Raw genomic sequence first — 20,485 nt, 5'->3', positions numbered from 1 at the left:
GAAAACCCGACCTGTCACTTTTGACACAGTTTTGCAATGACATTCCTCAGCATGGAATTTCGCGCAGGGCCACGCAAGTAAGCGTCCTACAGACTATGTAACAAGCGCTTGCTACGCTGCCCGTCCGGGTTCATCCAAACGGATCGATTGGATTGCATCCTTTTTTACCATCGAAGATCGCCTGCCCCGCCAGACCACAGGCGTCACGGGACGGCATTGATCCACAGGAGTCCATCATGCGCAAAACACTACTCGTAGGCAGTCTCGCCGCCGTCATGCTCGCCACCGGCTGCGCCGACATGAGCGACACACAGCGCCGCACCGCCACTGGCGCCGGCGTCGGCGCACTCGGCGGAGCCGCCGTCGGTGCCGTCACCGGCGGCCACGCAGGCACAGGCGCCGTGATCGGCGCGGGCGTGGGCGCCCTCGGCACCTACCTCTGGTCCCAACACATGGAACGCCAGAAGCAGGAAATGCAGGCCGCCACCCAGGGCACGGGCGTGGTCGTGACGCAGACTCCCGACAACCAGCTCAAGCTCGACATTCCGAGCGACATCTCGTTCGCGACCAACCGCTCGGACATCCAGCCCAACTTCCAGCCCATCCTCGACAAATTCGCCGAAGGCCTGCGCAACAACCCCAACACGGAAGTCCGCATCGTCGGCCACACCGACTCGACCGGCTCCGACGCCATCAACAACCCGTTGTCGCTTGACCGTGCCACCAGCGCACGCAACTACATCACCTCCCACGGCGTGAACGGCTCCCGCATCCAGGTCGAAGGCCGTGGCTCGCGCGAACCGATTGCCTCCAACGACTCCGGCGAAGGCCGCGCCAAGAATCGCCGTGTGGAAATTTACGTGGGACAGCGTCAGGGCTGATGATTCGATGAGGTGAGCAGGCGCGGACCGGCTCTGTGCCGGAGCCGCAGTCACCCTCACCCCGACCCTCTCCCGCAAGCGGGAGAGGGAGTAAGAAGGCGTGCAGGCGGCAATTCAGTCCGCATCCCTGAGCAGATTGGCCAACTCCACTGCCGACTTCACCTGCATCTTGTCGAACAACCGCGCCCGGTGCACCTCCACCGTCCGCACACTGATGTCAAGCTGGTCGGCAATCAGCTTGTTGGGCAGACCTTCCACCACCAGCCGCATGACGTCACGCTCGCGGTCGGTGAGTTCGGCGAGTCGGTCCTTGATCTGGTGCCGGGCCTTGGACGCTTCCAGATAGACCCCGGATTGCACAAGCGCCGCTTCAATGCGGTTGACCAGCTGGTTGTCCGAAAACGGCTTCTCGCAGAAATCGAACGCGCCGCGCTTGACCGTGGCAACCGCCGTGGGCACGTCGGCATGTCCTGTCAGAAAGATCACCGGCATGGCGGCGATGTCGCCGCGTTCGATCATGCGATCAAACAGCGCGAGGCCGCTCATGCCGGGCATGCGCACGTCGAGCAGCAGGCAGCAGGGCTGGCGCTGCATGGAGCGCTCCGCGAGCATCTGCTCGAAGGCCTCGGCGCTCGGAAAAGCCTCGCTGGGCAAGCGGCGCGAGCGCAGCAACCAGGCGAGGGCCTCGCGCACTTCGGCGTCGTCATCGACGATGTAAACGGTGGCGTTGGAGACGGGTTCCATCAGGTCAGACTTCTTCCTTCTGGTTGATTGGCGGGAAGCGTGAAAGTGAATACCGTACCACGCGGCTGGCGCGCCGCATGGCCCAGATAGCCTCCGTGTTGCTCGACGACCGTGCGGCACAGGCTCAGGCCCAGCCCCATGCCTTCGGCGCGCGTGGTGTAGAACGGCGTGAACAGGCGCCCGGCCACGTCGTCGCTGATGCCCAGGCCCACGTCGCCGACCGAGAATTCGAGCCACTTGTTCTGCGCATTGGAGGCGGCGGTGCGCACGCGGATTTCCAGCACGCGCGGCTCGATGGACGGGTCGTCCATGGACTGCATGCCGTTGCGCGCCAGATTGAGCAGCACCTGCTCGACCATGGTGCGGTCGCAGAGCACGTCGGGCAGATCTCCCTCGATGGTGATCTGCAACTGCACGCGCAGCTTGCGCGCCTGCAAACGGATGATGGGCAGCACCGCGTCGAGCAGATCCTGCGGCGAGACCGGCTCGCGCGACTGGTCGCGGCGGCGCACGAAGTCATGCACGCTCTTGATCACCTTGCCCGCGCGTTCGGCCTGCTGGGCGATGCGCTGGATGCCCACGCGAACGTCGGCCAGATTTTCCCTGGGCGGAATGGCGGCGGGTGCCTCGGTCTGCAAAAGATTGAGCGAGCCGGTCGCATAGCTCGATATGGCGGCCAGCGGCTGGTTGAGTTCATGGCTCAGCAGCGACGCCATCTCGCCGACCGTCGCGAGGCGCGCCGTGGCCTGCAGGCGCTCCTGCGAAGTGCGCGAGATTTCCTCGACGCGGCGCTGCTCGCTGACGTCGAGAAACGAGCCCATCCAGCCCGTGTGCAGGCCCTGCGCGTTGATCAGCGGGGCCTCGTAGATCATCACCGGAAAGCGCGTTCCGTCCTTGCGCATGAAGGTCGATTCGTAGCCTTCGCGCGGCGGTATGTGATTGCCCGACAGGCGCACGGTATGCCGCGCGGTGTACTCGCCCGCATGCTCGGGCGGCCAGTACGGAAGCGGGTTGGTGTGACCGATCAGTTCGTCGGCGCTGAACCCCACCATCTCGCAGAACGCGGGGTTCACGTAGGTGATGCGGCCATCGAGATCGCGCGCACGCAGACCCGTGACCTGCGAATCCTCCATCGCCTTGCGAAACGCCAGCGCCTCGCCGAGATCGCGCTCGGCGCGCAGGCGACGGCGGTTGTCGCGCACCAGCACGATCAGCACCGAGACCAGCGCGATCGACATCGCCGTGACCAGCGCCGTGAGCACGTTGGGAAACACGCTAGGCGCGGCATGCCAGCTGTCGAGACGCAGAATCAGCGTGGTTCCGGGCAGGTCGAAGAGTTGCTGCGCGGTGAACATGCGCGTGCCGCGCCGCATCGCGCCGACCACGGCCAGCCGCGTGCCGTCGGCCTCCGTGAACGAGACCTCCTGGCCGCGCTGCAGGCTCGGCGCGATCAGGTCCACCAGCACGGTCTGCAGCGAATAGGTCGCGATCAGGAATCCGATGACGCGGCCATCATCGAGAAGCGGCAGGCATAGCTCCATCATCTCCGAGCCCATGCCGTTGGGCAGTGGCTGGAAATAGCTGTTCGAATACGACGGCCCGCCCACGCGCCGCGCGTTGGTGCACGAGAGGTTCAGATCGGAATGCATGCTGCTGCCATCGACCAGATCCGCGTTCGCTGGCCGAAATGGCGAGACCGCGTGCGCGCGCACCTTGAGCTGGGCGTCGCGCCATTCAAGGCGCACCAGTTCGCGCCGCGCATTGAGCAGATCGCTCGCGCGGCTCTCCCAACTGGTCAGATCGGGATCGCCCACCAACAGTGACTGCATGCTGTGCACGTTGTGCGAGAAGGCCGTGCGTATGTCCGCCACCGCATCGGCCGCATCGCGTTCGACGCGCGACTGCACCTGGCTGGCCTCGTAGCGACCGGCCAGCCACACGAGCGTGACCAGCATGCTCGCCACCAGCACCACCAGCAGCGACCACAGCGACCAGCGCCGCCATGCGCTGTGCCAGCGCTGCAGATGCCATTGCTGCGGCGCCTCGTCGGGCTGCGCCGCTTCGGCCTGCGACGGCGACTGCATCACTTGTTCCATTCCATCCTGGTTTCGTTGACCGAGGCGACGCCGCCGTCCCTCTGTTTGCTACAAGACCCGGTGATCGAGCGCCGGAAGCTGCGCGCGCATCTCGCGCATCAGCCGATGCTCGAGCGCGCCGATCACCACGCCCTCGCCCTGCGCGTGCTGTGCGACCACCGTGCCCAGGGATCGACCAGCATGCTGTGGCCCCAGGTGCGGCGGCCATTCTCATGCACGCCGCCTTGCGCGGGCGCGAGCACATAGGACAGATTCTCCACGGCACGCGCGCGTAGCAGCACCTCCCAGTGCGCACTGCCGGTGACGAAGGTGAAGGCGCTCGGCACGAGCAGCAGATCGGCACCGGCTCTGGCATGCGCGCGGTACAGCTCGGGAAAGCGCAGGTCATAGCAGACCGACAGCCCCACGCGCCATGCCGATCCATCGCGCGCCGTGACGGTGAAGCGCACCGGCTGCGCGCCGCGCGTGATCACGCGCGCCTCGTCGTACTGTTCGTTGCCGCCGTCGAAGCGGAACAAATGGATCTTGTCGTAGCGCGCGACGCACTCACCGCCGGGTGAATACACGAGTGTGCTGTTGTAGACATGGTCTTCGCTCGGTGCGCGCATCGGCAGCGTTCCGCCGACGATCCACAGCCCCAGCTCGCGCGCGGTGTCGGCGAGGAACTGTTGCACGGGCCCCTTGCCCGATTCTTCGCGCAGCTTGATCTTGTCGGCGTCCTTGTGGCCCATCACGCAAAAATATTCGGGCAGGCAGGCCAGCTCCGCGCCCTGTGCCGCGGCGTCGCGCAGCAGCCTGCGTGCGGTGGCGAGATTGGCCTCGAGCGCGGTGCCGGAGACCATTTGAATCGCAGCGATCTTCATTGCATTTCTCCTGATTGCTTCGGCCGTGCTTCCGCAGCCTGGCCCGTGAGGCCAGTCGCTGCGCGGTTGCGCCTTGCGACCTTCTCGACGCGCGGATCGGACCAGGTGCCATCGATGCGGAACTCCTGCGTAGCGGCCTGAATCAACGGACCGCGCAGAAACACCTGCGCGAGAAAACTGCCAAGTCCGATCACCGGGTTGATCGCGGTGGCCACCAGCGACGCGGTCATGGCGTTGATCTCCGGCACCACGACCACGCGCAGGTCCTGCGTTTCATGCTCGAGATCGGCCTTGCCTTCCATGAGCACCGCCGCGTTCAGCCCCTTCATCTGCAGGTTGTTGGTGACGGCCAGACCGCGCTCGATGTTCACGTCACCGCGCACGAAATCGAACGCGAAGCCTTCGCTGAAGACATCGCGGAAATCAAGCGTCAGGCGGCGCGGAATCGATTGCAGACTGAGCACGCTGAGCAGCTTGGCAAGGCCGGGGTCGGCCTTCAGGAACTGACCGGCCTGCATGTCCACGCTTACCTGTCCGGTCATCGACGGATAGTCGGGCGACAGCGGTGCTCCCAGCCACGCGACCTGCCCGGTCATCTTGCCCCGGCCTCGCTTGATCACGCCGGGCATGTTGAAACGCGCCAGCAACTCGCCCGAATCACGCACATCGAGCTCGAAATTCATCACCGTGCGCCGCTCGGCATCGGCCCCGGCGCCACTGACCAGTGCCCAGTTGCCGCTCGACGTGAACGTGGCCTCGGGTGTGATCAGGTTCAGGTGCGCCAGCCGCCATTCGCGCCGACCATCACTCGTGTTGCTGTTGCGCGCGAGCGCCTCGATGCGGCCCAGATTGCGCCCATGCATCTCGAAATTCTGCACCACGATATCGAGCGCCGGCAGCGTGCGCGGCTCATCGTCGAGCAGATCGTTGGCGACGCTGCCATCGTCCTGCGTCGGAGTCAGTTTCAGGCGATCAAGGCGCGCGTAGATCAGTCCCGGCGCGGGCACGGAATCGCTTTCGGGACGGTATTCGATGCGGCCACTGAGCTCGTCGGACTTGGCGGTGATCTGCCACGAATCCTTCTGCCGCGACACGTTGGCATCCAGCTGATGCAGCGTCCGCCCGCCAAACGCAAGCGAACGCGCGCGCACCAGAATGCGCGATGGCGCATAGCCCTGCAACGCCGGATCGGCGGGTGCGGCAGCGGACGACGGCGCGGTCGAGTCGGCGCCCGTCAACGCATGCCACGCGCCTGCGTCGACATCGCCCAGCATCAGTTCGGCGGTGACGCCGGATTCCGGCAATCGCAGCGCCTGCCCCGCTGGCAGGCCCACGCCGATCGCGCCGCGCAACACCCTGGCGGTCTGCCCGGCGTCGGCAAGCTGGCGCACATAGTGCACGGCGCCGACGTGGGCGACATCCACCGTCAGTTGCTCCTGAAGTGCCGCAGGTGTCGCCGCGTCGGCCGATTGCGGCGTAAGCCGGGTTTCGAAGCGCACCGGCATCTCGCCCTGCGCGGGCTTGCCGAGCGGCGCCGGAAGATCGATTGCCATGCCTTGCAGCGAGGCGTTGACCAGCACCTCGGGCACACCGCGCCGAATGCCGACCTTGACCGCATACGGCGTCGTTCCCGTGGCGTGTGCCGCGAGGCCCGCGAGCGGCCCCGAGGGCGCGACCGCGCGCAACCCGTCGGCCGTGGCCGTGCCCTCGGCGCGCACCTGCACCGTCGGCTTTTGCCCCGCCGTCGCGCCGGGCTGCGCGCCCATGCCGCCTTCGAGCTTCACGTCGCCGCCGAGTGCCCGCCCCTGTACGCCGACAATCGAAAAGCCGCCCTCGGAGAACTGCACCGAACCCCGCGCATCGGTGATCTGCGGAATGTCGGGCATGAACTGCACGTCGTTGCCGACGAGCTTCACATTGCCCTGCACCTTCGACTGCTGGATGTGAGCGAGCGGCAGGCTGAGCTGCAGCTTGAGTTCCGCGTTGCCGGTGACCACGGCCTGATCGAGCGCATGTTCGGTGAGCTGCGTGATGTGCGACTTGCGCACCAGCTCGAGCAGGTCGGCCAGCGGGCCCGCCGCATTCGCATCGACACCGACCACCGGATGGTTGAGATCGGCAATCTCGGCATTGGCGTTGCGCACCTTGACCTGATCGAGACCGCCCAGCGTACCGTTGGCGTTCCTGATCTGCATGTTCGAACGGTTGAACACCAGCTCGCCCGACAGGCCGGTGAGCTGTGGCCACGGCAGCTCTCCCGCCGCTTGCAGCGACGCGGGCACGTAGGTGTAGTTCACGTTCCTGACCTGGGCGGCGATCAGGAAATCGCCCTGCCCCGGTTTGCTGAACGGGAAGTCGTGCAGATTGCCCTTGACCTTGAATTGCACGCCCGTCGCCACACCAGCGTTCACGCCATCACGCACGTAATGGCGCGTGTGCTCGGGAATGCCGAGCGGCAGATAGCGATGCACGCGCGTGCCGTCGGCGCGCGAGGCCGAGCCCGACAGATCGAGTACGCCCGGAAAGCGCGAACCCGACGACGATTTGCGTGGATCGGCCGTGTGCCATGCGATGCGCGCCTCGCCCGCGGCATCGGCGTTGGCAAATTTCATGTTCTGCACATCGACCGCAATGCGCTCGCCATCGATCTGCCAGTTCACGTTGGCCGAGAGCTGCTGCATGGGGATGCTCGGTTCCTCGAAGACGCCGGGAAAGGTCAGCGCCCCATCGCTGACCGCGAGCGCGGCGTTTCCTCCCGCCTGCGTGAGCGTGAATTGCACGCGCGCGTTGCGAATCCCTGGCACGGTGTCGCCGACCTTGCCGCTGCTGCCCATGGTCAACTGCTCGATCAGGCCATCGGCCTGATATTGACGCGGCGCGCTCAGCGGACCGTGCCAGTTCGCCTTCACGTTGCGCGCGACGCCGCGCGGGGCGAGCTTGCGCAGCGGCTCGTGCACCGCGTCGCCGAGCGGCAGCCGATCGGCAATCTGCGCGAGTACCGCGAGATCGAGCTGGCTTGCGCGCAGTTCGCCCTGCTCGGCGGCGGGATTGCTGGCGTGCGCTCCGGTCTGGCGGAAATAAAGCGTCGTGTCGGGCCAGCTCAGACCATCGTCGGCCACGAACGACAGGTGCTGCACGTCGATCTCGAAGCCGTTGTCGAACTGCTGCGCACCTACGCGGCCCCTGACGGATTGCAGCGCCAGCGGCTCGAGCTTGCGGCCCAGCGTTGCGCGCACCTGCTTGAGCGCGACGTCGGCAAGGCCGCCCGTGATCTTGCCGCCGCGCACGTCGATCCAGGCACGCACCGCGCCCTCGCCCTCGCCCACGGTGAGCGCGCCGAGGTCGGCGTATTCATTGAGGCGCGATACGTCGCCGTTGGGCAGATCGGCATAGATCTGGCCGCTCCAGCTCTTCCAGTTGCCCCTGCCTGCGGACAGGATCGGCTCGCGAAACCTGGCGCGCACCGAGAAGCGCTCGCCCCATCCTGCGGGCGGAGTCGCGTCGAGCCGTATGCGGTGACGCCAGGTGCCGTTGCGCAGGATCAGGTTCACGTCGGTGAGTTCCAGTGGCGGTGCCTCGCGCAGTTCATCGGTCCAGCGCACCTTGCCGTGCATGATCGCGACTTCGCCCTGCGAGAAAAGCCAGTCGAGTGCCGGACTGTCGTCGCTGCTCGCGCCGCCCTCGATCGGCAGACCCGCGACGTGGATTCGTCCGGCAGCGTCGCGCCGCACGTCGAGTTCGGGGCATCTATATAGATCTGGTCGAGTCTCCAGCGCAGCAGCGAGCGCGGCGACACCGACACCACCACCTGCGCCAGACGCAATGCCTCACGGCCCATGGGGTCAAGCAACTGGACGGACGAAAGCTCCAGCGTGGGTATCAGTCCATCGCTGCGCGCGGCCAGGGCACCGATTCGCACGGGTACCCCCAAGGCTTTCCCGACATGTGTCTGCACCTGCTGACGGAAATCTCCGATACGCGGCACAATGAAGCCGTGCAGCAAGCCCCAGGCCACCGCGACCAGCAGCCAGAAAGCGAGCAGCAGCCCCAGTGACCATCGCGCAAACCCTGCAAGCAAATGCAGCGGACGTGATGGATGGGATGGCTGCTCGGTCATGGCGAAACGTTGATGGATGTATGGAATTATGACCCGCCCCATCGCCCGAGGTTCTGCGCACATGGTGTCGTGATGTACAGCCGCGCAGCGAATGCCGGTTGAACTCATGCCGTGACAGTGCGCATGCGTCAGCCTGAAATGCAGAAGCCCTCATCAGATTTGTCCCCCACCGATGGCCCAGGCCATCTCGCAGACCATTCCCGATTCTTCCAGCGCCTGCACCGGCGCTATGAGCCGGAAATGGCCTTGCTGCCCGCCGGTGTTCCCACGCGCGAGACCATGGCCGACACCTGCGATGCGCTGATCGGCAAGGGCCACGATCTCGGCGCGGCCTTGCGCATCCTGCGGCAGATCGTGATGGAGCGGTTGATCCGGCTCGATTGCGAGCAGCGCGCACCGCTAGCGGACATCTGCCTGCCCGTCACGCACCTGGCCGAACTGGCGCTGGATCGCGCCTCGACCGCCGCACGCGCGGAACTGGATACACGCCACGGCGCACCGCTGGGCCCGATGGCGAGCCCGTGCAACTCTGGGTGATCGGCATGGGCAAGCTCGGTGCGCGCGAACTCAACGTGTCGAGCGACATCGACCTTATCTACGTCTACGAACACGATGGCGAGACCGCAGGCCAGGCCGATGGGCGCGGCAAGCTGTCGAACCACGAATACTTTGCGCGCGCCGTCAAGGCGATCTTTGGTCTCGTGGGTGAGACGACCGAACACGGCTTCGTGTTTCGCGTCGATCTGGCGCTCAGGCCCAACGGCAACTCCGGCCCGTCTGCGGTATCGCTGAGCGCGCTCGAGGAATACCTGCTGGTGCATGGCCGCGAGTGGGAACGCTTTGCCTGGCTCAAGAGCCGCATCGTCGCGCCGCGCGCCTGTCTTTCGACGCCCAATGTGCAGGCGCTGCGCGGTGTGGTGCTGCCGTTCGTGTTCCGCCGCTATCTGGACTACAACGTGTTCGACGCACTGCGCTCGCTGCACCGCCAGATCCGCGAACACGCCGCCAAACGCAGCGCCGGTCACCCGAGCGCGCCAACGACGTGAAGCTCTCGCGCGGCGGAATTCGCGAAATCGAATTCACCGTGCAGCTCTTGCAGGTGGTGCGCGGCGGCCAGTTCCCCGAGCTGCGCTGCCGCCCCACGCTCGAGGCGCTGCAGCGGCTGGCGCGCGCCGGACTGATGCCCCAGGAGACGGCCGACGCGCTCGCGGGGGCCTACGACTTTCTGCGCAAGATCGAACACCGCATCCAATATCTGGACGATCAGCAGACTCACGTGCTTCCGACCTCGGATGAGGATCTGTGCTGGATCGGGCAGACGATGGGCGTGGACTGCAGCGACTTTCTCAAGGAACTGGATACCCACCGCGAACTGGTCGCGCAGGAGTTCGACACGCTTTTGGGCGGCGAGAGCGAGCACAAGAAATGCGCCGGCGGCACCTGCGGCGGACCACGCTCCGCAGGTGGCTCGGCTCCCGCGCCCGAACTCGACACGCTGATCGAGCAACTGCCGCCCAAGATGCGCGAGCGCGTGGCCGAGTGGCGCAGCAATCAGCGCGTTCAGGGTTTGCGCGACGAGGCGCGGGCGCGTCTCTTCCGTCTGGTGCAGCGTACCGCGCGCTGGGTCGCCGAAGGCGCAACCACGGAAGAGGCCGCAGTGCGCCTGGTCGACTGGCTGGAGCCGCTGCTGCGCCGCGACAGCTATCTGGCGCTGCTGCTGGAGCGTCCTTCGGTTCACGAGCATCTGCTGCATCTGCTGGGGTCCGCCAAATGGCCGGCGCGCTACATGCTGCAGCACCCGGGCGTGATCGACGAGCTGGCGAGCGATGCGCTGATGTCCGAGCGCTTCGTGCCCGCCGATTTCGAACGCGAGCTGGAACTGCGCCTGGCGTCGCTGCGTTCGACCGGCGAGGATGACGACGAGACGCTGCTGAATCTGCTGCGCCGCGCGCACCATGCCGAAACCTTCCGCACGCTGGCACGCGACGTGGAGCGCCGCATCACGGTCGAACAGGTGGCCGATGATCTCTCGGCGCTTGCCGATTGCGTGCTGCGCGTGACGGCCCGCTGGTGCTGGGCCCGCCTCAAGAACAAGCACCGCGAAACGCCGCAATTCGCGATCATCGGCTATGGCAAGCTGGGCGGCAAGGAACTGGGCTACGGCAGCGATCTGGACATCGTGTTCGTGTTCGATGACGACGACGAAAACGCCTCCGAGATCTACGCCGCGTTTGTGCGCAAACTGGTCAACTGGCTGTCGGTGAAAACCGGTGAGGGCGATCTGTTCGAGATCGACACCGCGCTGCGTCCGAATGGCAATTCGGGGCTGCTGGTCACGCGCTTCGAGGCCTATGCCGACTACCAGACCCGGCGCGGCAGCAACACCGCGTGGACCTGGGAGCATCAGGCGATGACGCGCGCGCGTTTCGTGCTCGGCACGGAAGACCTGGTGCCGCTCGACGACAAGGGCGAACCGATTGCCGCAGACGAGCCGCATGGCGGACTGCATCTGCGCGAGCGCTTCGACGCCGTGCGCGAGGCGGTGATCACCGCGCCACGTGACCCGGTGGCGCTCAAGGACGAAATCGTCACCATGCGCGAACGCGTGCGCAGCGCGCATTCCGTGCCCCACGGCGAGTTCGACGTCAAGCACAGCCACGGCGGCATGGTGGATGCGGAATTCGCCGTGCAGTATCTGGTGCTGTCGCAGTCCGACGCACACCCGGGCCTGCGCGACAACGTCGGCAACATTGCGCTGCTGCAACGCGCCGAATCGGCCGGACTGCTGCCCTCCGGCATCGGCGTGAACGCGGCCAATGCCTACCGCACCCTGCGCCAAGTGCAGCACCGTGCGCGCCTCAACGAACAGCCCACGCGCGTGCTCAACGACGAACTGGTCGCCGAGCGCGAGGCGATTCTGGCGCTTTCGACGGCGGTGTTTGGCTAGGGCCTGTTCACCCAACCCGCGGGGTCGCGCAAGCCAGACAGGGCCGCTCATGCCAGGCGCGCGCATTGATAGAGGTTATCAACGCATTCATGCTTTAATGCAACGCTTGCCGGTCCAGCGGAACTTGCGCACATGGCCTGTTCACCGATAGCCCCGTGAAGGGTGGAGCCAGAGGGCCCATCTCGCGCGCGCCAGACCATTCATCCCGAAGTCGCCTCACGAGGGCGCATTTCCTGACGTCCTACCCATGCCGCGAAATCGCTTGCAGCATCTGGCCCTGTCTCTCTCGTTGCCCGTCGCTCTGGCGGGCTGCGCCATGCAGCGCCCTCCCGAACACGTGCCGTCGTCCGCCCCCATGAACTGGCAAGCGCCACTGCCCCACGGCGGCAGCGTGAGCGAACTTGAATCGTGGTGGCGCGGTGCGGGCGATGCACTGTTGGCCGAACTCATACATGAGGCGCAGCTCTTGAGCCCGAGCGTGGCACAGGCGCGTTCCACGTTCGAGCAGGCACGCGCCACGCAGACAGCCGCGCGCGCCGCGCTGCTGCCATCGCTGGACGCACAGGCAAACGCCAGCCGCGGCTTCAGCGAGCAGAACGCGGGCATTGCCAACACCGCACAGATCGGTTTGCAGGCGGGCTGGGAAATCGATCTGTTCGGCAGGAACGCCGCCACATCCGATGCGGCGCGCAGCCGGGTCGAGGGCGCGCATGCCAGATGGCACGACGCGCGCGTGTCGGTTGCCGCCGAAGTGGCGCTGCAATACACCGGCTGGCGTTATTGCGTCAGACTGGTCGGCGTGCTGCGCGACGACACGGCATCACGCGAACAGACGGCCCGACTGTCCCGGGAAAGCGAGCGCGCGGGCTTCACCGCCCCGGCAAACGCGGCGCTTGCGGCCGCCAGTTTTTCCGATGGGCGCGTGCGCGCGGCGCAGCAGCAGTTGCAATGCGACATCGGCATCAAGACGCTGGTGGCGCTGACCGGCCGCGACGAGCCGGCGCTGCGCGCAGCGCTCGCGCAATCTCCCGCCATGCCCCTGCCCGAAAACCTGTTCACCGTGGACAGCATCCCCGCGCAGACGCTGGCGCAGCGCCCCGATGTCTATGCCGCGGAGCGCGAAGTGGCCGCGGCCAGCGCCGAGGTCGGCAGCGCCGAGGCAGATCGCTACCCAAGGCTCACGCTCGGCGGCTCGATTGGACGCATGTACCTGGGCGCCAGCAACGTGAGCGGCAGCAGCAACGTATGGTCGATCGGCCCGCTCGCGGTTTCGCTGCCGCTGTTCGATGGTGGTCGGCGCGCCGCCGAAGTCACGGCGGCCAAGGCCCGATACGAGGCCGCCGCGCTCACCTATCGCGGACAGGTAAGGCAAGCGGTTGCCGAGGTCGAACAGGCGCTCACTCAACTCGCCAACACCAGCGAACGCCGTACCGACGCGCAGAACGCCGCCGATGGCTACCGGCGCTCGCTAGCAGCCACGCAGGCGCTGTGGACCGGAGGCCTCGCCAGCCAGCTCGATCTGGAGAACGCCCGGCGCACGGCGCTGGCCTCCGAACTGGCGCTCGTGACGCTGGAGCAGGAACGCATGAACGCGTGGATCCAGCTCTATCGCGCAGCAGGTGGCGGATGGGACGCCAACGTCGTCGATCCGCAAGGCCGTCAGCCAGGCACCGCGAGATCCCCCGCAAGCGCTGCATCTGCCGTGTCTGCTCCTTGATGGTGGGGTAGCCGGATGAACACCGAATTGCGTAAACCACTGACCGGATTTGTTGCCATGTCGCGCTTGAATTTTCTGACCGCCCATTCTTCCCTCGTCACGCTGGCGATGCTGACCGTGCTCGGCACGGCGGGCTCCTTGCTCGTCACTGCCGACACCCGCGCCGCCGACGACAAGAAAGCGGCCGCGAGCGAGCCACGCCCCGCGCTCACCGTGACGGTAGTGCGTCCGGCAGGTGCCGACATCGCGGCCCGCCTGCCCGCCAACGGCAATATCGCGGCCTGGCAGGAGGCCAGCATCGGCGCGGAAAGCAACGGTCTGCGTCTGACCGACGTGCGCGTGAACGTCGGCGACAGTGTGAAGGCCGGACAGGTGCTCGCCACCTTTGCGAGCGAGACCATAGAGGCCGACGTGGCGCAGGCCCGCGCCAACCTGCTCGAAGCACAGGCCAACGCGGCAGAGTCGCTAGCCAACGCCGAGCGCGCCCGCACGCTGAGCCAGTCCGGCGCGTTGAGCGCGCAGCAGATCCAGCAATACGCCACCGCCGCCCAGACCGGCAAGGCGCGCGTCGAAGCCGCAAGGGCGATGCTCAACGCGCAGCAACTGCGCATGAAACACACGACGGTACAGGCCCCGACAGCGGCGTGATTTCCGCGCGCACCGCCACCGTCGGTGCGGTTCTCGCCGCAGGCACGGAACTGTTTCGCATGGTGCGCAAGGGCCGCCTCGAATGGCGTGCCGATGTGGCGTCCAGCGAACTCTCGCGCATCAAGGTCGGGACCACGGCCAGGGTCACCGCCGCCAGCGGCGCGCAGGTCGAAGGCAAGGTCCGCACCATCGCGCCGACCGTGGACGCGCAGACGCGAAACGCCATCGTCTACGTGGATTTGCCGGCCCACGCCGGCATTCGCGCGGGCATGTTCGCGCGCGGCGAATTCTTGCTCGGCCAGCGCAATGCGATCACCGTGCCTTCATCTGCCATCGTCGTGCGCGACGGGTTCAGCAACGTCTTCGAAGTCACCAAGGACAACCATGTGCGCATGGTGCGCGTGCAGACCGGCCAGCGTACCGGAGATATGCTGGAAATCACCTCGGGTCTGAAGCCCGATGCCGCCATCGTCGCGCGCGGCGGTGCCTTCCTCAACGACGGCGATCTGGTGCGCGTGCAGGCCGACGCAGCGCCCGCGGCCCCGGCTCCGGCCGCCGCCACGCCCGCCAAATAAGGTCTCTGCGAGGACACCCCGATGAATCTTTCCGCCTGGTCCATACGCAATCCGATTCCGGCCGCGATGATCTTCGTGCTGCTCACGCTGGCAGGCCTGCTGTCGTTTCGCGCGATGAAGGTGCAGAACTTTCCGGACATGGATCTGCCCGTGGTGACCGTGACCGCGTCGCTGCCGGGAGCCGCGCCCGGTCAGCTTGAAAGCGACGTGGCCCGCAAGATCGAGAACGCGATTGCGACGACCCAGGGACTCAAGCACATCACCACCACGCTGACCGATGGCACGGCGATCATCGCCGCCGAATACCGCCTTGAAAAACCGGTGCAGGAAGCCGTCGATGACGTGCGCTCCGCCGTCTCGCGCGTGCGCGCCGACATGCCCGCCGACCTGCGCGACCCGATCGTCAACAAGCTCGAACTTTCGTCGCAGGCGATTCTGGCGTTCACGCTGTCGTCCACCAAACTCGATGACGAGGAACTGTCCTGGTTCGTCGATGACACGCTCACGCGCCTGCTGCTCGCCGTGCCGGGCGTGGGCGCCGTGAGCCGCGTTGGCGGCGTGGCGCGCGAGGTGCGCGTGGCGCTCGATCCGCAGCGCATGCAGGCGCTCGGCGCGACGGCGGCCGACGTGTCACGCCAGTTGCGCGCCACCCAGCTGGAGAGCGCCGGTGGCCGCGCGGAACTCGGCGGCGAGGAGCAGCCGCTGCGCACGCTGGCGACGGTGCAGACCGCCGGTGAGATCGCGGCCATCGACATCGCGCTGCCGGGCGGGCGGCATATTCGCCTCGATCAGATCGCCACGGTGACCGACACCACCGCCGAGCAGCGCACCGCCGCGTTCTACGACGACAAGCCGGTGATCGGCTTCGAGGTCTCGCGCGCACGCGGAGCCAGCGAAGTGGAAGTCGGGGCGGGCGTGCAGAAGGTGCTAGACCGCTTGCTGATCGATCATCCAGATCTCAAGCTCACGCGCGCGTTCGATTTCGTCACCATCGCGCAGGACGAATACGACAGTTCCATGCACCTGCTCTACGAAGGCGCGATTCTCGCCGTGGTCGTCGTCTGGCTGTTCCTGCGCGACTGGCGCGCCACCATCGTCTCGGCCGTGGCGCTGCCGCTGTCGGTGATCCCGGCCTTCATCGGCATGTACCTGCTCGGGTTCTCGATCAACATCATCACGCTGCTGGCGCTGTCGCTGGTGGTCGGCATTCTCGTGGACGACGCCATCGTCGAGGTCGAGAACATCGTGCGCCATCTGCGCATGGGCAAATCGCCCTACCAGGCGGCGATGGAGGCGGCCGACGAGATCGGGCTTGCGGTGATCGCCACCACGTTCACGCTGATTGCGGTGTTTCTTCCAACGGCATTCATGAGCGGCATCGCGGGGCGCTTTTTCAAGCAGTTCGGCTGGACGGCGGCGCTCGCGGTGTTCGCGTCGCTGGTCGTGGCGCGGCTGCTCACGCCGATGATGGCGGCCTACATGCTCAAGCCGCTGCTTGCGCAGGAAAAGGAACCGCGCTGGCTCTCCGCGTACATGCGCGCGTCGGCATGGTGCCTGAAGCACCGCGTGCTGACGCTGCTGGCCGCGCTGCTGTTCTTCATCGGCTCCATCGCGCTGATTCCGCTGCTGCCCTCGGGCTTCATTCCCGCGGACGACAACCAGCAGACCCAGGTCATGCTCGAACTTCCGCCCGGCACCAAGCTGCCCGAAACGCGCGCGGTCGTGAGCCAGGCCACGGCGCGCGCCATGAAGCTCGAACATGTCGCTAGTGTCTACGCCACCATCGGCGGCGGCTCGGCGGGCTCCGATCCGTTTGTGGGCAACGCCAACGCCGATCCCCGCAAGGCCACGCTCACGCTGTCGCTTTCGCCACGCGGTGAGCGGCCACGCAAGCAGGTCATCGAGAATCAACTGCGCGAGGTCATGCAGGATCTGCCCGGCGTGCGCGTGAAGATCGGCCTCGGTGGCTCGAACGACCGCTACATCCTCGCGCTCGCCAGTGAAGACCCGCAGGCCCTGTCCGCCGCAGCGCGGGCCGTGGAGCGTGACGTGCGCACCATCGCCGGGATTGGCGGCGTGAGCTCGTCCGCCAGCCTCGTGCGCCCGGAAATTGCCGTGCGCCCGGATTTCGCGCGCGCCGCCGACTTGGGCGTGAGCACCAACGCGATTGCGGAAACGCTGCGCGTGGCCACGGTCGGCGACTACGACCAGTACCTGCCCAAACTCAACCTCGCGCAGCGGCAGATTCCCATCGTCGTGCGGCTCGACAACGCGGCGCGCGAAGACCTGTCCACGCTTGAGCGCCTCACGGTGCCGGGAGCGCACGGTCCCGTGCGGCTGAGCGAAGTGGCGTCGCTTGAAGTGGCGGGTGGCCCGGCCGTGATCAGCCGCTACGACCGCGCGCGCAACGTGAATTTCGAGATCGAACTCGGCTCGCGCGGCCTCGGCGAGGTACAGGAAGCCGTGCGCCATTTGCCCTCGGTGCAGGGCCTTCCGGCCAGTGTGCGCCTGATCGACATCGGCGACGCCGAGATGATGGGCGAGCTGTTCACGAGCTTCGGCCTGGCGATGCTCACCGGCGTGGTCTGCATCTACATCGTGCTGGTGCTGCTGTTCAAGGATTTCCTGCAGCCGGTGACGATTCTGGCGGCGCTGCCGCTGTCGCTCGGCGGCGCATTCGTGGGCCTGCTGCTCGCGGGCAAGAGCTTTTCCATGCCCTCGCTCATCGGCCTGATCATGTTGATGGGCATAGCGACGAAGAATTCGATCCTGCTCGTCGAATACGCCATCGTCGCGCGCCGCGATCAGGGCATGAGCCGCCTCGACGCGCTGCTCGACGCCTGCCACAAACGCGCGCGTCCCATCATCATGACCACGCTCGCCATGGGCGCTGGCATGCTGCCGATTGCGCTGGCGCTGGGTGGCGCGGACATGAGCTTCCGCTCGCCGATGGCAACCGCCGTGATCGGCGGCCTGATCACGTCCACCGTGCTGAGCCTGCTGGTGATTCCGCCGCTGTTCACCTATGTCGACGACTTCGAGCAGTGGTGTCTGCGCCGCTTGCGTCGCAACAAACGTCAGCCCGCAGCGCCCGAATCAGCGGAGCCCCCGGTGCAGACTTGATCGAGTGCAACCCGAGTCACGGATTAGTATTCTTACTCAGTCAATCGCGTCGAAGATAGTGTAATCTTGTGGTCATTCGCATAGCCTGCGACCTGACAGATGCGGCATAGACTGACACGGCAGGCCTTGAATTCGGTTCACAATGGAATCACTTTGATAGCACTGCATCGGCTCAGTGGAATGCATGTACGGTGGTTACATTTTTTAGTGAAATTTGGATGGAACTTCCCGAGCCTGGACCGGGTCTATATGAGAAACTAGTTCATCCAAATAAATAATTCTTTGGATATTTAACAGAATCTATTTGTAGTTGCGAAGCCTTTCAGACATCGCGTCTGACTGGAAATCCTGAGGCGCTTCTCCTCCCTCCCTCTCTTAATTCGTTTCGGGACGCTTCGCGACTTTTTTTATTCAGCCCAAAGCAAAGAGCGCCTTGATGGCGCTCTTTGCTTTTTGCGGCAATCCGCTTCGAGGTGGCTGCACGCTCACGGCGTGTGCCCCTCATCAGCCAGCTATTGGGGTTCGGTGTCCTTGAAGCTCTGGCGCTGCATCAGCTTGTCGTGCAGGCGCGCGAGGTTGGGATGCTGGCCGCGCCAGTCGATTTGCGGAAAACGAAACGCAAGCCAGCCCAGCGCGCAGCCCACGGCGATGTCCGACAGGCTCAGGTGAATGCCACTGCAATAGGGCTTCTCGCCCAGCCCCAGACTCATCGACGACAGGCCGGCCCTGATCTTGCTCATTTGCCGGTCGATCCACGCCTGCGAGCGCTCCGAATCCTGGCGGTGCGGCCAGGTCGCCTCCAAGCGGGCCAGCACACCGGCGTCGAGCACGCCATCGGCAAGCGCCTCCCAGGTCTTGACCTCGGCGCGCTCGCGGCCCGATGTCGGGATCAGCTTGCCCACGGGCGAAAGCGTATCCAGATATTCCACGATGACGCGCGAGTCGAACACGGCCTCGCCGCCTTCCATCACGAGGCACGGCACCTTGCCCAACGGGTTGGATTCACCGATCTTCGTTTCCTCGGACCACACGGCCTCTTCCTGGAAGCGGTAATCCAGCTTCTTCTCAGCCATCACAACGCGCACTTTGCGCACGTAGGGGCTGGTCGAGGATCCGAGAAGTTTCATGGTAAGGCTTTCGCTATCAAAAAAGATCCGTAATCTAGGTACTGATTCTGGATTCTGATTCTAGGGCTTGTTGGTGAACGGCTTCGATCAGTTGCAGACGGTAGGTGCAAACCACATGGCCGCTGACAGGCGAGCGTGCCGCGAGAACAACACATCGCGGCCGCCGGTTTCCCCGGCACGAATCGACCATCGAGCGGTGCGTGGCGAATTCCGCAGGATATGCCGTCACCGGCGCGAGACCTACAATAGAGGGCTATGAGCCTGTCCACGATCACCGCCCTTTCCCCTCTTGACGGCCGCTACGCCGCCAAGCTTGCCGATCTGCGCCCCATCATGAGCGAGCATGGTTACATGCAGCGCCGGGTTCAGGTCGAAATCACCTGGTTCATCGCCTTGTCCGATGCCGGGTTTGCCGAATTCAAGCCGCTGTCGGCTGGAGCCCGCACCTATCTGCAGGGTCTCGTGAAGAATTTCTCCGAAGCGGATTCTGCGGCGATCAAGGAGATCGAAAAGACCACCAACCACGACGTGAAGGCCGTGGAGTACTGGATCAAGTCGAAATTCGAATCACGCCCGGAACTGCAGAAAGCCTCCGAATTCGTGCATTTCGCGTGCACCAGCGAAGACATCAACAACACCAGCCACGCACTGCAACTGCGTGCGGGCCGCGACAAGGTCGTGTTGCCCACGCTGGACCGCATCCAGCTCAAGCTGCGCGACATGGCCCGCCAGTTCGCCGACGTGCCGATGCTCAGCCGCACCCACGGCCAAACCGCCAGCCCCACGACGGTGGGCAAGGAAATCGCCAACGTGGTGATGCGCGTGCAGAACGCCAGCGAACGCATCGCGGCCGTGAACATGCTCGCCAAGATGAACGGTGCCGTCGGCAACTACAACGCCCACCTCTCCGCCTGGCCCGATTTCGACTGGGAGGCCTTCAGCCGCAAGGTGATCGAGTCGCATGAGCCCGAAGGCCTCGGCCTCACGTTCCAGCCGTATTCGATCCAGATCGAGCCGCACGACTACATGGCGGAACTGTTCGACGCCGTGGCGCGCACCAACACCATCCTGATCGACCTTTCGCGCGACATCTGGGGTTATGTGAGCCTCGGCTACTTCAAGCAGAAGCTCAAGGCCGGTGAAATCGGCTCCTCGACCATGCCGCACAAGGTCAACCCCATCGACTTTGAAAACGCCGAAGGCAATCTCGGCATGGCCAACGCCATGTTGCGCCATCTGTCCGAAAAACTGCCCATCAGCCGCTGGCAACGCGACCTGACCGACAGCACCGTGCTGCGCAACATCGGCGTGGCGCTGGGCTACGCCGTGCTCGCCTACAACTCGCTGCTGACCGGATTGAACAAACTCGAACTCAACGAGGAAGCCCTCGCCAGGGATCTGGACAGCAGTTGGGAAGTACTCGCCGAACCCATCCAGACCGTCATGCGCCGCTACGGCGTGGCCGGCGCCTACGAAAAGCTCAAGGAAGTCACGCGCGGCAAGACCGTCACCGCAGAGGCGCTGCATGCACTGATCCGCTCGCTCGACATTCCCCAGCCCGACAAGGATCGCCTGCTGGCAATGACGCCGGGCAGCTACACCGGCAAGGCAGCGGAACTGGCCAGGCGCGTTTGATTGATGCTGCTC

At 65.6% G+C, this 20,485-nt stretch carries 7 protein-coding genes and 4 pseudogenes; 6 read left to right on the top strand and 5 right to left on the bottom strand.

What is annotated here, in order from left to right; translation table 11 throughout:
- Positions 1 to 236: 236 nt before the first annotated feature.
- Entirely contained in the window at positions 237 to 881 is a 645-nt protein-coding gene (locus H9K75_RS14685) for an OmpA family protein (protein WP_187723182.1), read from the top strand.
- 114 nt (positions 882 to 995) lie between these two features.
- Here H9K75_RS14685 and H9K75_RS14680 read toward each other — a convergent pair whose 3' ends face one another.
- The 4 genes and pseudogenes from H9K75_RS14680 to H9K75_RS14665 form a co-directional block, all read right to left on the bottom strand.
- Positions 996 to 1,625 carry a response regulator transcription factor gene (locus tag H9K75_RS14680; protein WP_187723181.1) on the bottom strand — a complete coding sequence of 210 codons (630 nt, stop codon included), beginning with the start codon at positions 1,623 to 1,625 and terminating at the stop codon, positions 996 to 998.
- Positions 1,625 to 3,709, bottom strand: coding sequence for a two-component system sensor histidine kinase NtrB (locus H9K75_RS14675; RefSeq protein WP_226858738.1), 2,085 nt, complete (start codon positions 3,707 to 3,709; stop codon positions 1,625 to 1,627). The genes H9K75_RS14680 and H9K75_RS14675 overlap by 1 nt, the downstream gene beginning before the upstream one ends.
- A gap of 60 nt (positions 3,710 to 3,769) precedes the next feature.
- Positions 3,770 to 4,584 (bottom strand): annotated as a pseudogene (locus H9K75_RS14670) (carbon-nitrogen hydrolase family protein).
- A pseudogene (locus H9K75_RS14665) lies at positions 4,581 to 8,701 on the bottom strand (YhdP family protein). The pseudogenes H9K75_RS14670 and H9K75_RS14665 overlap by 4 nt, the downstream one beginning before the upstream one ends.
- 138 nt (positions 8,702 to 8,839) lie before the next feature.
- Here H9K75_RS14665 and glnE point away from each other — a divergent pair.
- From glnE to H9K75_RS14645, 4 genes and pseudogenes are all read left to right on the top strand, one after another.
- Positions 8,840 to 11,648 (top strand): annotated as a pseudogene (gene glnE, locus H9K75_RS14660) (bifunctional [glutamate--ammonia ligase]-adenylyl-L-tyrosine phosphorylase/[glutamate--ammonia-ligase] adenylyltransferase).
- Positions 11,649 to 11,895: 247 nt separating this feature from the next.
- Positions 11,896 to 13,365: an efflux transporter outer membrane subunit gene (locus H9K75_RS14655; RefSeq protein ID WP_187723179.1), complete on the top strand. Its 1,470-nt coding sequence runs from the start codon at positions 11,896 to 11,898 to the stop codon at positions 13,363 to 13,365.
- Positions 13,366 to 13,473: 108 nt separating this feature from the next.
- Positions 13,474 to 14,588, top strand: a pseudogene (locus tag H9K75_RS14650) (efflux RND transporter periplasmic adaptor subunit).
- Positions 14,589 to 14,609: 21 nt separating this feature from the next.
- Positions 14,610 to 17,711, top strand: a complete 3,102-nt coding sequence (locus tag H9K75_RS14645) for an efflux RND transporter permease subunit (protein WP_187723178.1) — start codon at positions 14,610 to 14,612, stop codon at positions 17,709 to 17,711.
- A gap of 512 nt (positions 17,712 to 18,223) precedes the next feature.
- On the opposite strand, the gene H9K75_RS14640 is transcribed toward H9K75_RS14645, so the two are convergent.
- The gene (locus H9K75_RS14640) at positions 18,224 to 18,838 is read right to left on the bottom strand and encodes a glutathione S-transferase N-terminal domain-containing protein (RefSeq protein ID WP_187723177.1); all 615 of its coding nucleotides are present in this window, start codon (positions 18,836 to 18,838) and stop codon (positions 18,224 to 18,226) included.
- Between the two features lie 255 nt (positions 18,839 to 19,093).
- On the opposite strand from H9K75_RS14640, the gene purB reads away from it, so the two are divergent.
- Entirely contained in the window at positions 19,094 to 20,473 is a 1,380-nt protein-coding gene (purB, locus tag H9K75_RS14635) for an adenylosuccinate lyase (protein WP_187723176.1), read from the top strand.
- Positions 20,474 to 20,485: the final 12 nt, after the last annotated feature.

Source organism: Diaphorobacter aerolatus, assembly GCF_014489535.1.
Taxonomy (GTDB): domain Bacteria; phylum Pseudomonadota; class Gammaproteobacteria; order Burkholderiales; family Burkholderiaceae_C; genus Diaphorobacter_A; species Diaphorobacter_A aerolatus.
This window is presented reverse-complemented; position numbering and strand designations above follow the sequence as displayed.

Bases quoted from the DNA above. Each gene is read 5' to 3' on its own strand.
- H9K75_RS14685 (WP_187723182.1), top strand. From the start codon at position 237: ATGCGCAAAACACTACTCGTAGGCAGTCTCGCCGCCGTCATGCTCGCC.
- H9K75_RS14680 (WP_187723181.1), bottom strand. From the start codon at position 1,625: ATGGAACCCGTCTCCAACGCCACCGTTTACATCGTCGATGACGACGCC.
- H9K75_RS14675 (WP_226858738.1), bottom strand. From the start codon at position 3,709: ATGCAGTCGCCGTCGCAGGCCGAAGCGGCGCAGCCCGACGAGGCGCCG.
- H9K75_RS14655 (WP_187723179.1), top strand. From the start codon at position 11,896: ATGCCGCGAAATCGCTTGCAGCATCTGGCCCTGTCTCTCTCGTTGCCC.
- H9K75_RS14645 (WP_187723178.1), top strand. From the start codon at position 14,610: ATGAATCTTTCCGCCTGGTCCATACGCAATCCGATTCCGGCCGCGATG.
- H9K75_RS14640 (WP_187723177.1), bottom strand. From the start codon at position 18,838: ATGAAACTTCTCGGATCCTCGACCAGCCCCTACGTGCGCAAAGTGCGC.
- purB (WP_187723176.1), top strand. From the start codon at position 19,094: ATGAGCCTGTCCACGATCACCGCCCTTTCCCCTCTTGACGGCCGCTAC.